14 protein-coding genes are annotated in these 14999 nt (G+C 69.5%); 10 read left to right on the top strand and 4 right to left on the bottom strand.

The genetic code is table 11. From position 1 onward, the window contains the following. Positions 1-261 precede the first annotated feature (261 nt). The 4 genes from AD017_RS29845 (at position 262) to AD017_RS29830 (ending at position 3578) form a co-directional block, all read left to right on the top strand. Positions 262-1347: a hypothetical protein gene (locus AD017_RS29845; RefSeq protein WP_060577049.1), complete on the top strand. Its 1086-nt coding sequence runs from the start codon at positions 262-264 to the stop codon at positions 1345-1347. 451 nt (positions 1348-1798) lie between these two features. Beyond that, positions 1799-2221, top strand: a complete 423-nt coding sequence (locus AD017_RS29840) for a hypothetical protein (protein ID WP_060577048.1) — start codon at positions 1799-1801, stop codon at positions 2219-2221. Then, complete coding sequence (locus AD017_RS29835; protein ID WP_227013397.1) at positions 2218-2964, top strand: recombinase family protein; 747 nt, start codon at positions 2218-2220, stop codon at positions 2962-2964. The genes AD017_RS29840 and AD017_RS29835 overlap by 4 nt, the downstream gene beginning before the upstream one ends. Beyond that, entirely contained in the window at positions 2961-3578 is a 618-nt protein-coding gene (locus tag AD017_RS29830; protein ID WP_060577047.1) for a hypothetical protein, read from the top strand. Before AD017_RS29835 ends, AD017_RS29830 begins: the two co-directional genes overlap by 4 nt. Before the next feature lie 72 nt (positions 3579-3650). Here AD017_RS29830 and AD017_RS29825 read toward each other — a convergent pair whose 3' ends face one another. Together AD017_RS29825 and AD017_RS29820 are read right to left on the bottom strand one after the other, a co-directional pair. Continuing rightward, positions 3651-4895: an MAB_1171c family putative transporter gene (locus AD017_RS29825; protein ID WP_060577046.1), complete on the bottom strand. Its 1245-nt coding sequence runs from the start codon at positions 4893-4895 to the stop codon at positions 3651-3653. A gap of 6 nt (positions 4896-4901) precedes the next feature. Then, positions 4902-5393: an ImmA/IrrE family metallo-endopeptidase gene (locus AD017_RS29820; protein ID WP_145984200.1), complete on the bottom strand. Its 492-nt coding sequence runs from the start codon at positions 5391-5393 to the stop codon at positions 4902-4904. Positions 5394-5548: 155 nt separating this feature from the next. Between AD017_RS29820 and AD017_RS29815 the strand changes: the two genes are divergently transcribed. Then, complete coding sequence (locus tag AD017_RS29815) at positions 5549-6790, top strand: amidohydrolase family protein (RefSeq protein ID WP_145984201.1); 1242 nt, start codon at positions 5549-5551, stop codon at positions 6788-6790. Positions 6791-6842: 52 nt separating this feature from the next. Here the strand turns inward: AD017_RS29815 and AD017_RS29810 are convergent, their stop codons facing one another. After that, positions 6843-7307 carry a hypothetical protein gene (locus tag AD017_RS29810; RefSeq protein ID WP_060633871.1) on the bottom strand — a complete coding sequence of 155 codons (465 nt, stop codon included), beginning with the start codon at positions 7305-7307 and terminating at the stop codon, positions 6843-6845. Between the two features lie 480 nt (positions 7308-7787). Between AD017_RS29810 and AD017_RS29805 the strand changes: the two genes are divergently transcribed. Further along, a complete protein-coding gene (locus AD017_RS29805; RefSeq protein ID WP_060577039.1) occupies positions 7788-8120 on the top strand; it encodes a hypothetical protein in 333 nt (110 codons plus the stop codon). Here AD017_RS29805 and AD017_RS29800 read toward each other — a convergent pair. Then, positions 8108-8533 carry a hypothetical protein gene (locus AD017_RS29800; RefSeq protein ID WP_145984202.1) on the bottom strand — a complete coding sequence of 142 codons (426 nt, stop codon included), beginning with the start codon at positions 8531-8533 and terminating at the stop codon, positions 8108-8110. The genes AD017_RS29805 and AD017_RS29800 overlap by 13 nt on opposite strands. An 882-nt stretch (positions 8534-9415) precedes the next feature. On the opposite strand from AD017_RS29800, the gene AD017_RS29795 reads away from it, so the two are divergent. The 4 genes from AD017_RS29795 (at position 9416) to AD017_RS29780 (ending at position 14983) form a co-directional block, all read left to right on the top strand. Beyond that, positions 9416-9886 (top strand): hypothetical protein, encoded by a 471-nt coding sequence (locus tag AD017_RS29795; protein WP_060577035.1) that lies wholly within the window; start codon positions 9416-9418, stop codon positions 9884-9886. Between the two features lie 250 nt (positions 9887-10136). After that, positions 10137-11192 (top strand): MinD/ParA family protein, encoded by a 1056-nt coding sequence (locus tag AD017_RS29790; protein WP_060577033.1) that lies wholly within the window; start codon positions 10137-10139, stop codon positions 11190-11192. Continuing rightward, positions 11192-12436: a glycoside hydrolase family 16 protein gene (locus AD017_RS35600; RefSeq protein WP_060577030.1), complete on the top strand. Its 1245-nt coding sequence runs from the start codon at positions 11192-11194 to the stop codon at positions 12434-12436. Before AD017_RS29790 ends, AD017_RS35600 begins: the two co-directional genes overlap by 1 nt. A 90-nt stretch (positions 12437-12526) precedes the next feature. Further along, the gene (locus tag AD017_RS29780; RefSeq protein WP_060577029.1) at positions 12527-14983 is read left to right on the top strand and encodes a hypothetical protein; all 2457 of its coding nucleotides are present in this window, start codon (positions 12527-12529) and stop codon (positions 14981-14983) included. The last annotated feature ends 16 nt before the right edge of the window (positions 14984-14999 follow it).

The raw sequence follows: 14999 nt of genomic DNA, 5'->3' as shown, positions 1-14999 counted from the left end.
TACTTCTTCAGGGCGAAGTAGCTAGTCCCGGATCGGGATGGAGTCGTGCTCGAATAGCGGTGCGCCACCGCCGGCCCGGGCGCGGTGCGCGCGGCGCGGACACCGCACAGATTGCGCTACGCAGGGTGGGCCGTAAGGAGCCCAGCCACACCATCGCGGGCGACGGCCCGCGAGAGCGGTCCGTCTTCCGAGGTGATCACCGGCTGGATATTGTTCCATACTCCCAAGTATGACCGTCTGTGACCGGCCCTCCCGGAGGGGATGAATACCACGTCTGCCGAGTACTGGACCTGCGCCGGTCAGCGGTCCGACGCCGGCACCGCCGAATCCAGTTCAACCGCCCAGGATTCGACGAGTATCGGGGCAACGGTGCCCTACGCCGCGGCCGGGCCCGGGTACGCCGGAGAGTGGGCGCTGTTCTGTGACTACACCACCGCCACCTGCCAGCCGACGCTGCCGACCACGGTCGCCGCGCTGACCGGGTTCCTCACGACGCTCCCGGCCCGACCGGCTACCGTGGCCCGCCGCGTGCGGGCCATCGCGGCCGCCCACCGCCGCGCCGGTCACCTCTTGCAGCGCCCTGATATCGGCCCGGCCGCGCCACCCATCCCGCCCCAGCAGCTGCCGCTGCTGGCTGACCCCGGGCCGATGATCGCCGCCTGCCCCACCCGCGGATGGCCACACGGGCTACACGGCCGCCGGGACGCCTTCCTGACCGTGCTCACCACCAGCCTCGCCTTGCCCTACCCCGTCGCGCGCACCCTGACCCCCACCGCGATCGTCACCGGTATCGCCGACGAATCGCTCACGGACTGCGACGTGGACGACGACACCGATTGCCTTGTCGCGATCGCGGGTCAGACGGTCGCCCAAGATGTGGATCCGCGCGAGTGTCCAGCATGCGCGGTCGTGCGCTGGCTCGACATCCTCGGCACCCTCGACGGCCTCGGGCGTGGCTCAGCCCGCATGGACCTCGTTACCGCCCACGCCCCGACCGCCGACACCCCGCACACCCACCGACCAAAATCCCCGCATCGGTGGCGCGACGCCGCGACCCTGCTCCCAGCCATCGACCAACACGGCTGGCTCGACGACTACCGCCCCATCACCACCCGGACCATGCGCACCCGCATGGCCCGCACTTCCGATCGTGCCGCCCAACCTGTCTCCGAAGGAGAACCCCCGCCCGGGACAGCGGGCGTCCCCTTTACCGCTCCCGCTGCGAGGCAATCGTTCGGGCCGACCGCACCCGCCCTGGACGAGGTGCTCACCGTGCTCGACGGCGTCGCTGACGACGTCGACGCTCTCAACGCCCGTATCCAAGCCTTGCTCAACGCCGATCACTGACCGCCGTCGCAATACCGCGACCTGCCTCCACGACCTCTCCATGTCCGCACGGTGCGCTGCAGGGTCGTGTCCGCCGGTGTCGGTCTACGCCGGCGAGACTAACGCGAGGCCGACGCCAGGCTGCTCCAGCGCAGTCCTCTGGTTGACCGACACCGCGGGTAAGGCGCAAATGATCTCCGAGACCACCACACATCAGCTCTTCTGGTTCATCAACCCATCGTTTGTTGAACACCTGGGCGCAGCGGGTCGCGGATCGCGTTCCTGCAGGACTGCAGTGTTCAGCAATGTGTTCAACAACTGCGCGTGTCCAGATACGCCTGGGTAGCCGTTTTCTGTACAGTCCGGCTGTGTCTGCCGCCGGGAGTCGCTCCCCGCCGGCCGACGATCGAACGCCGTGCTTGCTCCAACTCATGCGGGGGTCGTGATGACGCGCACCAACGATGGTGGACCGGTGGACCCGGTCGTGCCGCTGGACCCGGCGGCTTGCAGCCATCCCGGCGCCTATGTCGACGCGTTGGCCGGTGGCCACCCGCGTCCGCTGCCCGGTGTGGACGATCCGGAGCCGGTCACGTTCCGCGCCACGCCGAGCAGCGGTGGTCGTCGACGTCCCGGGGAGCAGTTCTCCGCCGCGCTGGGCGAATGCTCGGCCTGCGGGTCTCTGGTGGCGTCGATGGAGGTCTGGCACCCCGACGACGTCCGCGGCGAGAACGTCACGTCCTACCTGACCCCGTGGGTGGCGCTCTACCGCGGCGGCACGCCACCCGACCGCCCCGTCCCCGCCCGGGACACGACCACCGGGGCCGCTACTGATGTCGGCGACGGCGCGGACAGCCCGGCGCCCGCGCCCGCCGACTCGCCGGGGCGCGCTTCGTGAGTGCGCCCGAGGGCGAGCCCAGTCTGGTCCCGGAGCCGGCTGCGGCCTCGGGAACGCTGATCGGCTACGGCCGGGTCTCCACCGCCGGGCAGGTCCTCGACCGCCAGCTCACCGCGCTCGACGCTGCGGGCTGCACGAGGATCTTCACCGACGTCGGATCGGGTAGGGACCAGCAGCGCCCGCGGCTGATCGCGATGCTCGACTACGCCCGGCCCGGGGACCTGGTCGTGGTCACCGAACTGGCCCGCCTGGGCCGGTCCCTGTCGGACCTGATCGACATCGCCGGACGACTACGCACCCGTGGTGTCGGGTTGCGCTCACTCAAGGAGGCCATCGACACCTCCACCCCGGGTGGGCGGCTGGTGTTCCACATCTTCGCCTCGCTGGCCGAGTTCGTCCGTGAACTGATCGTCGAGGGCACCGTCGAGGGCCTGCAGGCGGCCCGCTCCCGCGGCGCCCGCCTCGGTCGCCCACCCGCCCTGACCCCGGACCAGGTCCACCACGCGCGGGCGATGCTGACCCGCCCCGAGCACTCCGTCGCCGCGATCGCGCGGCTGCTCGGCGTCTCACGCACCACCGTCTACAAGGCCGTCCCCGAGCTCGCCGCCGGCGGTGGCGGACGCCCCGCCCTGACCGCAGCAGTGACCCGCGACGCGCTCGCCCGCCACGACTCCCAGCAACTCCCCGGACAGGGCGCGTTCGACCACCTCGCACCCAGCCCCAGACAGGAGCCCGCCACGTGAGCGAGAGCCCCTCCGATCCCAGGGTCGACGAGCTGCTCGCGACCGTCACCGCGCTCGAACAGCAGGTCAGCCAGCTGCGTCAGTACAACCAGGAACAGGCTCACGTCCTGGCCGAGCTCCTGCCCCGCTTCGAGCGCCTCGCAGCAGCCGCAGACCACGACCCGGGGAACGGGGCTCGCTCCGCGGGAGCCGAGACGACACCGGATCCCGTGCTGTGGGCGCTGCTCTCCGCCGACGAGGCCGCAGCCGCGTGGGATGAGCTCGCACGCTGGGTCGACACCATCGCGATCCCGACCCTCGCACCGACCGCCCGACAAATCCCGCCCTGCTGGCCGATGCACACCTGGGGCCGCGAGACCCTGTCCTGGCTCCACCACGCCCACCTGCAGGCCTACGGCCCAGACGGCTCTGGCTTCCAGATCGCCGAGTGGCACACCCGCTGGGTCCCCACCGCCTATGCCGCGATCGATACCAAAGGCGCGGCGAGAGGCGGGCACTGTGGGATCAGCGAGCACCGGTCCGAGCGGGTCGAGGAGGGGATGCCACTGCGCACCGAGGATTGGGGCCCTTGGCTCGTCCGCGCTCGCGGCGTCGACGTCGAGTCCCGTCGTTGATCGCGCAGCGACGAACCCAAGGTTGACACGATGGCGTCAGCGCGACGGGTGGGCGCTCCCGTTGGGCGGCACTCAACGTGACTGTGCTGCGGCGAAGTTCCCCTCTGCTCTTTCGGCTGTCACGAATTCGTCGGCCACCCGCAGGAGCCACGACATGTCCTCGACTCGTGTTGCCGCATCGCTCACCGGGATCGGGCTAGGAACAGCAACCGGCGATTCGGCCCTATGGGCACGAAGGGCTGCACGGATTTGCGCGACCGCAACAGTGATCTCGTCACTTGACTCTAGCGTCGCTGCCCGCCGCGCCACCTCGGGGTCATAGTAGTTCTCAAGCAGCACCAGCCCGTCTCGGATCTCGACGTCTCGTCGGTAGAATTTTCCACCGATCCCGCGAGCTCCCCGGTAGGCGAGGTCCGTGAACTCGTCGGTGATTGCACTCCACAGAGGCTTCAGGCGGCGACAGTTCCGGTAGTGGTGCACCGACATCAGCGCTGCGGCCGCACTCCCGACTACCAGAGGAAGGATCGCTCCGATGTAGAACATGGAGTGCCCGACTCGGACTCCGGCGGTAATAGCTGGGCTGAACTTTTCAGCCAGCGGAAGGAAGTCGGGCTCAAGACGGGCCAGGATCTCGTTGGCGAGTTTCGAGACGTTCGACACCAAACGGGTAATTTCGCCGATTCCGATGACGACTACGCCGACCTGAAACGCCAGTCCCGCCACGACCTGACCAGTCCCTTGGCTCAGGTCTGGTCCGCCGCCGTGGGTGTGGACGACCTTGGGGCGCCGGCGGACCCAGGCCACGATCAGCTGGCGGGTCCAGTTGACCACCCGGGCCGCTACGACCGTGTAGTAGCCGATGAGGACTATCACGAAGGTGAAGGCTGCGTTGTCGTGCGCATAGCTTGGACCGGCCAGAGCACCACCTCGAGCCTCGGCCGGGGCCATCCACCAGGCGCAGATAGCGATCAGAGCGACCATGGCGGCCGCGACGTACTCGAATCGCAGCCGCGGCATTCGCTGACGGACGGCCTCGCCGAGCACGATCCGGAAGAAGCAGACCTTACAGAGGGCCGAGACTACAGTGAGCAGATTAGTGACAAGCACCAGCACATCAGGCTTGTCATCCATGCTGCTCAGCACCCGGTTCAGGGCAAACGCTACCAGACACGCTGCGAGGTACCGGAAAGCTCGGTCGTGGATAACTCGGCCGAGCATCACAAGTATCACGCCCGCGCCGAGCCAGGCAACGACTTCACCGGCGGATGTCCCGAGCGGGCCGTGCGCGATTTCCGCGGCCGCTGCGCTGGAGGTCACGTCAGCTCACATCCATCCACGCTGGTACGAAAGCGTTCGATACAGTGCCGAGGCTGGCCCCATCTCGCGAGCCAGATGTAAGGGCGCCTTACCGGGGATGATGGACCATTCCAGGAACGTTGTCGCGATGAATTCGACTGCTTGTTCTTGTGGGGTGTCGTAGCAGAGGCGCCGCCGAACGCCGCCGCGAGGACGGCGACCCTCGCCGAAGCGCGCGACGATTCGCGCAATGTCTTCGCTCTCCGCAGCGTCGTAGCTTCCGTAGCCTGCGTCGTCACCTTCGAGATGTCCGCAGAGAATGTGCCCGAGTTCGTGAGCCAGCGAGTGGTCAGCGTGCCAGACCGAGGTGTGCTCCCGCATCGCGACGACATCGAAGTCGTCCAGGGAGAAGCTGACAGCCAGCTCCTCGGTCAGCGGGTAGTCGACGAGCTCGATATGGCGCCCCCGGAGAGTGCTGATAGGCCCGACCAGCTCTCTCACTTCGAGTGGTGGGGTCACGTTCAGCGCCCGGAGCAGGCTACGACATGCGGAAAGCAGAGCCCGGTTTCGCGCTTTGCTCTTCATCACGTTGGCTGCCCTCTCCAGGTCGACATGGTTTCGGAACCGGGCACAGCCCACGCCTTGCAGTTCGGCGGGCGGTACCGTGACGCCCCGTGGTGGGAACCGTACCGTCTGAGACGCCCTGTGAACTGCTGCTGGTGACAGCCGGACGGGTGGTCACCGCACCTGGCCGGCCGATTATCGAGAACGGCGCAGTCCTGATCGCCGGCGACGGAACGATTGGTGACGTCGGCCCTGATCCAGCGGTATCGGCCCGCCACCCCCATGTGCGGAAGGTGTCGTTCCCCGACTCGACGATGCTCCCTGGACTCATCAACGCCCATGTCCACCTCGCCTTCGAGGCAACGGCGGACCCCGTCGCCGCGTTGAGGCGCGGGGACCACCCGGTCATCAGGGAGACGATCACCTCGCACGCTCGGGAGCTGCTCGACGCGGGTATCACGACGGTGCGCGATCTGGGTGACCGCGACGGCCTGGTGGGCCAGGTGCGGGATGAGATCGCGGCTGGCACTCGCGCTGGTCCGCGTGTGCTGAGTGCGTTCGCGCCCCTCACCTCGCCCCAGGGGCACTGCTGGTTTTTGGGCGGAGAAGTCTCGGGCGAACAGCAGATGCGCTCCGCGGTCAGCAGGCTGGCCGACAGTGGCGCCGACGTGATCAAGGTGATGGCCGGCGGTGGACGGCTGACGCCGAAGGCTGCACCCGTCTGGCAGAGCCAGTTCACCCTCGCCGAGGTCCGAGCCGCGGTCGACGCGGCACATGCCGCAGGACTTCCGGTTGCAGCGCACGCCCATGGCACCGACACGATGGCGCTGTGCGCCGAGGTGGGCGTCGACACCATCGAGCACGGAGGGTGGCTGACCGGTCCGACTGCCGACCCCCGCTGCTACGACCCGCGCAGTGACATCGCCGATCTCATCGCCGCCCGGGACATTGCTGTCTGCCCGACACGGTCCCGAGATTGGAAGGCCTGGCCCCCGGAGGCGGGCCTCGACGGTCTGTTGGAGCGACTGTCGTGGATGCGGTCGCGCGGCATCAGGCTGATCGCGGGGACTGATGCGGGCGTCGGCTCCGGCAAGTACGACGATCTCGTCGAGGCCCTGACCCTGTATGAGGCTGCCGGCTGGTCGACGAGCGAAGCCCTGGCGACAGCCACCACGACCGCCGCGGCAGCCCTTGGCCTGGGGCACGAGATCGGGGAGCTCACCGCGGGCTACTCGGCAGACGTGCTCGTCGTCGACGGCTCCCCGCTCGATGACCTCGAGGCACTGCGTGACGTGCGATGCGTGATCTCTGGCGGGCGTCTGCATTCCCTACCCCCTGCTGCGACCGCATAAAGGGACTGACGCCCAAGCAGAATCAGGGCGCCCTACGCCTGGTGAGGCTGGGCTAGTCGGCCTTGCCTCTTTCGTCGTCGGGGTGTCGGGAACCGGATTCGCTTGACTCGGCGAGGGTGTCGGCGATGGTGAGGATCTTCTTCTGTAGATCTGCGCTCATGGACCCGTATCGACTGGCGAAATGGCGCACGCCACGATCGGCGAGCTTGGCGCTCATCTCACGTTCCTCGGCCAACTGTCGCTCCAAGGCCTCGAGTCGAGTGGAGTCCTCCGCGTCACGCCACGGTTGGTCGACAGGGGTGCGCGGCTCGAAGTAGCTCAGCGTGATGGGGATCTGCAACTTCTGCGAGAAGTAGCTCGCCAAGGCTTGGAGGTGCTGGAACGACGGGTTGTTCCGAGCGCCGGTCCGCAGCTGCCACAGATACGGGGCAGACATCGATGGCCCGCCCTGCGAACGCATGTCTCGCGCGACCCACTCGTAGCTCGGCCCCCCGATGGCCACGAACAGAGCGTCCACCTTTTCACTTAGCTCCGGCACATCAGATCCCCCCGTCGTTGGGCGCGCCAGACGCCCCCGGCGTGACTCGATGTTGCATCGTACCTGCGGGTTCGTCAACCAGCTAACGCCAACAACCACTACTGCAGTTAATGGCCATCCTGACGCTACGTGCTACATACCTGCTGGTAGATGACCCTGGGCAGTGTCCACGCAGGACGGCGACACCTCTTCGGAGGGTCGGCGTTTACAACCGCTAATGGCCTTGGTAGAACCACAGGGCAGTGATCGAGGCCGAGCGAGTGCAAGTGGAGGGCGTGGATGAGTAGCGCTGTCGATGCAGCCGGGTCACCTCACTTCCGATGCGTAGTGTCCGACGACCGCGTCGACGCCCCCTCAGGTCCCGAGGCGACGCTGGAGCGCGCCGCGGCTGTGGCTGACTCTGGGAGCGCCGGGTCTCCCGCCCAGACTGGACACGAGTGCGGCTCAACCACACCGGCGATGATCGAGGTCCTGTTGGCCCGAGAGCAGGCTCGCCACCACGCCGAGCTGTCGGCGACCGAGGGACAGCTCCGTGAGGCAGCAGGCCGAGCACCCGCGTCGGTTGTCGAGCAGCTTCGGACGGATCTGTCCCTGACCGGAGCCGCCGTGATCACAGCGCTGGAACACCTCACACTGGCCACCGAGGCCGAGGAGCTCGGCCAGGAGATCGATGTCGCCGTCGAACGCACTGCACCCGCACTACGCACTGCGGCAGCTGCGCTGCACTCCGCCTTGACGTGCCACCTCTCTATGGAGGCCCGCCTGCATGCGCCTCGCGGTCAGGTCCGGTGATCAGGTTGTTCCGCAGAGTGCATCGCGCGCAGGTCGGCGATGACTCGATCCAGCGCTTGGCGCGTCTCCGGCCGAAGCTGCCCAACCGCACGAACAAGGTCCTGCACCCCAGCGTGCCGGATGATCAAGAGCAGCTCGTGCTCCTCGGGCGTCACCTGCGGATGAGGGTCATCGAGCAGGTAGGCCACCGATACGCCGTAGAAGCGGGCGATGTCTTCGAGTGTGGATTTCGACGGGTTGCTTCGCCGACCCAGATGCAGCGCGTTGAGGTTGGCTCGCGAGACCGCGCCACCGCAGGCTTTGATGCCGGCCACCGCCTCTTCGAGGGTGTAGGGACCGACGGTGTCATTGAGGTGCTTCAGCTTCTCAGCCAGCGTCCGCGCGGTCGCGCCGTCTGCCTCATGCTCCGTCACCGGTCGCCTCCCCTCCGTCCCGCCGACCACGACGCCGTCGATCAACGCGCTGTGACCGTATCGGCCCGACTTCGCCCGCAAAAATCGGCGCGCAGTACCCCCTACCCCCGGCGTGCCGACCCACCTGCCATGGAGGCGCCCGCCCCCTAAAGGCCATCGACGCAAGCACGAAGACCGGCCGGCCACCTTCGGAGCGCGTGGCAACTCTCCGTACAGATCCGTTGACGCTGACGCCTGCGCGACGGATAGTGACACCCAGATTTCTACTATTGCGGATTTTGCGGATGCGATGTCCTCACGAAGGGATGGATGCGCGGTGGCGAGCTGGACGACACGAGCACACAACCATCCGGGTCGGTGGGCCTGATGCCGATCAGGTCCCGCCCCGTCCCCCGGGCTGCTGCACCGGCTTGGCGTAGCGCCCCGGGGCGTGGAGACACCGAATCGCACAAGCCCGCTGAGCAAACACTGACTCCTGATCACAGCCCTACCGGCGGTCACCGCTCCGGCAACCTCGCCCGCTCCGCATCTCGCACCCCTCGCGGTGCTGACCTGGCCGAGTCGCCAGAGACCCAGGACCCGGCTGGACGCAGCGCCAGCGTGAATCAGAGCGAGCGGGGCCAGGTCGGTGACAGCCGCATCGGCGGTCCGCCGCGATCTCAGCCCGCAGCGAATCTCCACACCGCCCACCGGACAGGTACAGCCAGGCCGACCGAACCAGAGGTGGAGCTTGCCTCGCCCCGCGTGCGGCTCGACATTGAACTCCCCTCCGCTGGCGCTGAGACCAGCCGTTCCTCCCGCAACGATCGTCAAAGCCGCGCTGGGGGCACGCTTACCCGACCCACCCAGCCCCGACAGTCGTTCGCCCGCTCGGTCCTTTCGTTGGAGCCGATCTCCGATCACGAGGCGGCGGCGTTCGCCGGACGGTTCGCCGCGGACTTCCAGTCCTTCGACGAGGACGCCCCCACCCGTCGGGCAGAGGTACTCCGGTCTCTGCTCGCCGATCCCCAGGCGTGCACCTGGGGATGGTCGGGCGCGGGCAGGCAGCGCGCCGACTCACCACTCCCGGGACGGCTACACCGCGTCTCGGACACGGTGGTGTTCGTCGAGGTCGTCGTCCGCGCGACGACCTACGCGCGCGCCTGCCCGCAGCCCGAGGCCCCGGAACCCCGCGAGGCGGCCGGGAGCGACCCGGCCGGGGTGATCGGCCCGTCGTGTGCACCGTCGGAGTCCGATCCCGGCTGGGTCGCGGTCGAGGCGAGCTGGCTGCGGATGACCGTGCCGATCACCCGCGATCCCGATGACGGCCGCCTGGTCGTCGACCCGCACTTGGTCTCCGACCACTCCTCCTGACCCCCACCAGAGGACACCTTTCATGTCGACCAATCACGTCAAGCCCGACGACTCGACGCCGTCCTGGCTCACCGACACCAGCACCGCCTGGGCCGCAGGACCCTCCCCCTCATCCGGCCATGGCGAACCCGCCGCCCCGAGCCGCGCGCCGGCCAACCAGCACCCCACTGCGCCCGCGCCGACGGTGGCACCGGATCCTGAGCCCCGCGCGCCCGCGCCTACGCCGAGCGCCCCGGCTCCCCCAGCTCCGGTGCAGCCACCCACCACGCCGGTCACCGAACCGGCGCCCGCGGCGGCCGCCGCACCGCAGGAGTTCCGGCCGCCGTGGGACGACGAGAGTGGCGTGTTCTCCAACGCGGTACGGGTCCGCAAGTCCCCGCCGAAGCAGGGCTGGCGAGCCGCGGTCTACGCCCTGTCAGGCGGCCGCTGGAACCCCGGCCTGTCGGATGCCGAGGAGCGACTGCGCGAGCAACTGGGCAAGATCCGCACCCCACTGCCCGGCCCACACAGCGTGGTCGTGTCCAGCATCAAGGGCGGCGTCGGTAAGACCACCGTGACCGCGCTGCTCGGCCTCGCCCTGGCCGAGTACCGCGGCGACCGGGTCATCGCCATGGACGCCAACCCGGATGCGGGGACTCTCGGCGACCGCCTGGTCGGCGAGGAGCAGGCCTCGAAGACCACGGTCCGCGACCTGCTCGACAACCTCGACCAGATCCGCTCGTCGACCCAGCTCTCGGGCTACACCCACCTCGCCGGACGCCTGCAGGTCCTCACCAGCGAGCAGGAACCGGAGCTGTCGGAGATGTTCTCCGCCGACGACTACGAAGCAGTCCTGCGCACGCTAAGCAGATATTACGAAGCATTGCTAACTGATTCAGGGACTGGCGTGGTGCATTCGGCGATGCAGGGCAGCCTGCGTCACGCCGACTCCCTGGTCATCGTCGGTGCACCCACCCAGGACGGCGCCTCACGGGCCTCGCGCACCCTGCAGTGGCTCGCCACCCACGAAGACGCCCACGGCCGGTTCCCCTACCGCCAGCTCGCCCAGGACGCGGTCGTGGTGCTCTCGTGTGACCGGTCCTCGCCCTACGTCGACGAGTCGGTCATCCGCGAACACTTCCGGGCCCGCTGCCGCGCAGTGGTCGAGCTGCCCGCCGACCCGCACCTGTCGACCGGCGGCATCGTCGACCTCGATGCCCTGTCCCCTGCCGCCCGCGACGCGGCGCTGAACCTGGCCGCGACCGTCGCCGAGGGCTTCCAGGGCCGCCGCACCACCGGTCTGGCCGCGCACGGGTTCCGCGGCTGATGAGCTCGAACCTGCTGGTCGGGGCCGCGCTGGCGCTGACGACCTCGCTGGCTGCGTCCGGGCTGAGCCCGGCCGCTGCACCGCAGGACGGGGTCGACTGCGGTTTCCGGATCACCGTGGTCCACGTGCTCGCCGAGCTGTCCGGTGACACCTCGCCGAAGGCGGAGAAGCTGCGCCAGGACCTGATCGACATCGGCGCCGACCAGTCCGGGTTCGTCCCCGACGAGTGCTACGACGGCGGCTCGAACACCGGCGACGCCGGTTCCGGTACTGGATCCGGCAACGACACCGGCTCGGGCTCGGGCAACGGCTCAGGGACCGGTTCGGGGAGCGGGAACGGCTCAGGCTCGGGCAGCGGGTCCGGCTCCGGTGGCGGTGCAGGCAACGGTGCGGGTTCGGGTGCCGGTGGTTCCGGTGGTTCCGGGAGCAAGTGCACGACCACCGCGGCGGACAAGCTCGGCTGGGGATCACCGCAGGTCGAGGACGACTTCGACGGCACCGAGGTCTCCGGGGACTGGAACATGTACGACGGCCCCGGCCACGGCGGCAACGGCACCCGCACCCCGGACGCGATCAGCGTCGCCGACGGAATCCTGACCATCACCGGGTCGGAGAACGGCGACGCCGGCGGCATGGCCTGGTCCGCCAACAGCCAGCAGTTCGGCCGCTGGGAAGGCTGCGCCCAGTCCCCACCCGGCGCCTCTGACTTGCACACCTTGTTCCTGCTCTGGCCCACCGCCGAGGACTGGCCCGAGGGCGGCGAGGTCGACTTCATGGAGATCTCCGACCCCTCCCGCCAAGAGGTCGGCGGGTTCCTGCACTACGGCGCGGACAACTCCCAGACCGAGGGCACCACCCAGGTCGATGCCACCGAGTGGAACGCCTTCGCCGTCGAGTGGACCCCGGACAAGGTCACCTACCTGGTCAACGGCGAGCCGTGGTTCGAAGACACCGACCCCTCGCACAACCCGCCCGGCCCGATGCACCTGACCATCCAGCTCGACAACTTCGGCGGCGACCTCGCCGGCGGCGCGGAGATGCACGTCGACTGGGTCCGCCAGTACGCCGCCGAGAGCGGCGAGACCAGCGGCGGGGTGAGCGCGGGCGCGGACGTCTCGGCCGGTCAGGACGGTGTCGAGGCCGGGGTCGACGTCTCGACCGACGGTTCCGGGGAGTCGGACTCCGAGGGCTCTGAATCCGGCGACTCGGGCGGCGGCGGTTCGGACAGCGGTTCGGATGAGTGAGCCGCGCGCCCGCCCCGCTCTTCTTCCGGTGTCCGGTCGCTGCGACCGGCTCGTGCGACAGCCCCCGATCACACGACGAAGGACCTGACCATGCGTTTCTCGCGTAAGCCCCGCCCGGCCTGGGCCGACCATCTCCCGCAGTCCTCCCGCGGTCCGGTCGCGCGCCGTTCCGCGGTCGCGATCATGACCGCGGGCGCCCTGCTGGGCGGGACGGCGTTCACCCTGTCCCCGCTGCCCGCGCAGCTCGGGCTGGTCGCCGAGTCCTGCAACCAGGGCAAGGCCGTCCGCCAGCTCGCCGCGGCCCGCGAGACCCGCACCCAGACCCGCGCCCTGCTCACCGACCTCACCGTCTCCACCGACCCCGGCGCCCAAGCCCTGGCCCGCGAGATCTCCGGGCTCGGGTTCACCCCCGCCACCCAGCCCGCCGGGTGGCGGCAGAAGGCCGTCGACACCTCTGATCAGCTCAACCACCTCGCCAGCACCGACCCCCAGATCAGGGCCGTGGCCGCGCGGCTGGCCAAGGCCGGCCTCGGGCCGACCCCGGCCGACCTGCTTCCCAAGGAACCCCCGCCGTCGGATCCGGGGCCGCTCGGGGGGATCGGGCAGTCCCTCGGCGGCGCCGCCGACAGCGCGGTGGGCGCGGTCGAGTCCGCCGGAGAAGCGGTCGGCGAGGCCGTCGCGCCGCCGCCCGCGGCCGACAGCTCGTCGGGGAGCTCCTCATCTGGGCGCCCGGCCGCGTCGAACCCGAAACGCCAGGCCGAACCGGCCCTGCCGAAGACGTGCATGGACCAGGCCGAGGCCACCGCCGCACCTGCCGCGCAGAGCCCCGCCGCGGCCCCGGCACCACGCCAGCCCGCCCCGGAACCAGCCGCCGTTCCCCCAGCACCGGCGGCACCGGCGGCATCGGCGCAGGACAGCGACGAGCCGGACGAGCCCGAAGCCGCCGAACAGCCAGACGACAGCTCCACCAGCAGCGAACCACCCTCCGGCGACACCGAGGAGCCCACCGGCTCCGGGTCGAGCCCCACCGAGGATGACGACACCGGGGCCGACGGCGGCGACAGCTCCGACCCAGGTGACGACGCCAGCGGCGACACCAGCAGCGACGAGCCGACCTCCTCCGGCGGCAGCCCGTCCAAGGACAGCGCCGACAGCAGCAGCTCCAGCTCGGGATCGGCTGATGCCGGGTCTGGCTCGGGTGACTCGTCGAGCTCGAGCGGCACCGGGAGCGGGTCGGCCGAGGACCTCGACAAGGCCCAGGCCGCGATCGAGATGGTCGGCGAACTGATGCAGGCCCTCGGCGCCACCCCCGACGCCGGCGCAGGCGACTTGAAGAGCTCGGTCCTGCAGGTCCTCGACCGCGAGCAGCTGGAGAAGCTTGGCGCCGACTCCGCCGACCTGGACAAGCTCGACGAACTCCGCACCTCCGGCACCGGCTCCGGTAGCTCTGACACCGGGTCCTCCAGCACCGACACGTCCGACAGCAGCTCGTCGTCGAGCAGCGACAGCAGCTCCTCCGGCAGCGACAGTTCGGATTCGGGTTCCTCGGGTTCCGACGATTCGACGTCGGCCGAGCAGCCCAGCACCGACTCCGGCTCTTCGAGCACCCAGAGCACGGACTCGGGATCTGACTCCGGCTCGTCCTCGTCCGGTGCTGCCGACGATCCGGGCGAGAACAGCACCGGTGCAGGCAGCGAGTCGGGTACCGGCGCGAGTGCTGAGCCGGGGAGCCCGATCAGCCGTGGCGGTGGCGCCACCAGCGGTGATGGCTCCGGCAGCTCGAGCACGGACAGCTCGGCCGCCGGTGGCGATGCGGGCTCGGACGCTGAGCAGGCCAACAGCGATGCGGGTTCGTCGTCGGGTTCCGTGCAGCCCGCGGCCAACATCGACTCCACGGTGCAGAAGCTCACCGAGCAGGCCGAACAGGCCGCCGACACCGACCCGGTCGCCGAGCAGCTCCTCGACAAGCTCAACGACGCCGACCTCAGAGACGCCGGTGACCAGCAGGACTCGCCGAGCAGCAGCGACTCCAGCACCACCAACAGCTCTGACACGACCGACAGCACCGGCAGCTCGTCCACCCCCGACGACTCGGAGTCGACCGGCAGCTCCAGCGCAGGCGGCGATTCGGAGAGCACGGGCGGGCAGCCGGACTCGGGCAGCACCGACGACGCCGACCAGGACAGCTCCGAAACCGGCGGCGAGCAGCCCTCCGACCAGGGCGGCGGTGAGCAGCCCGAGGCTCAGGACGACGCGGCACCTGCCGGGGATGGCGAGGGTGAGCAGCCTCGTGATCCGGAGGGCGCCCAGGGCGACAGGGCGGTCGCTCCGGCCGGTGGGACCGACGCCGCCACCTGGGATCGGCTTGCCGAGTGCTCTGTTGACCGGACTAGCGGGTTGTGGGCCCGCGTGTCGTCACAGATGGCGGCGTTGCTCGGTGTAGCCGTTAGCGCTTCTGATCACGAAAGCGCGGAGGCTGCTGATGTCGAGGGAACGGGAGCTGCAGGACCTGGAGCTGGGCCGGTGGGGTCGCGTGACTGCGACTGATCACCTGCCGGGCTGG

The organism is Pseudonocardia sp. EC080619-01, from assembly GCF_001420995.1.
Taxonomy (GTDB): domain Bacteria; phylum Actinomycetota; class Actinomycetes; order Mycobacteriales; family Pseudonocardiaceae; genus Pseudonocardia.
This window is presented reverse-complemented; position numbering and strand designations above follow the sequence as displayed.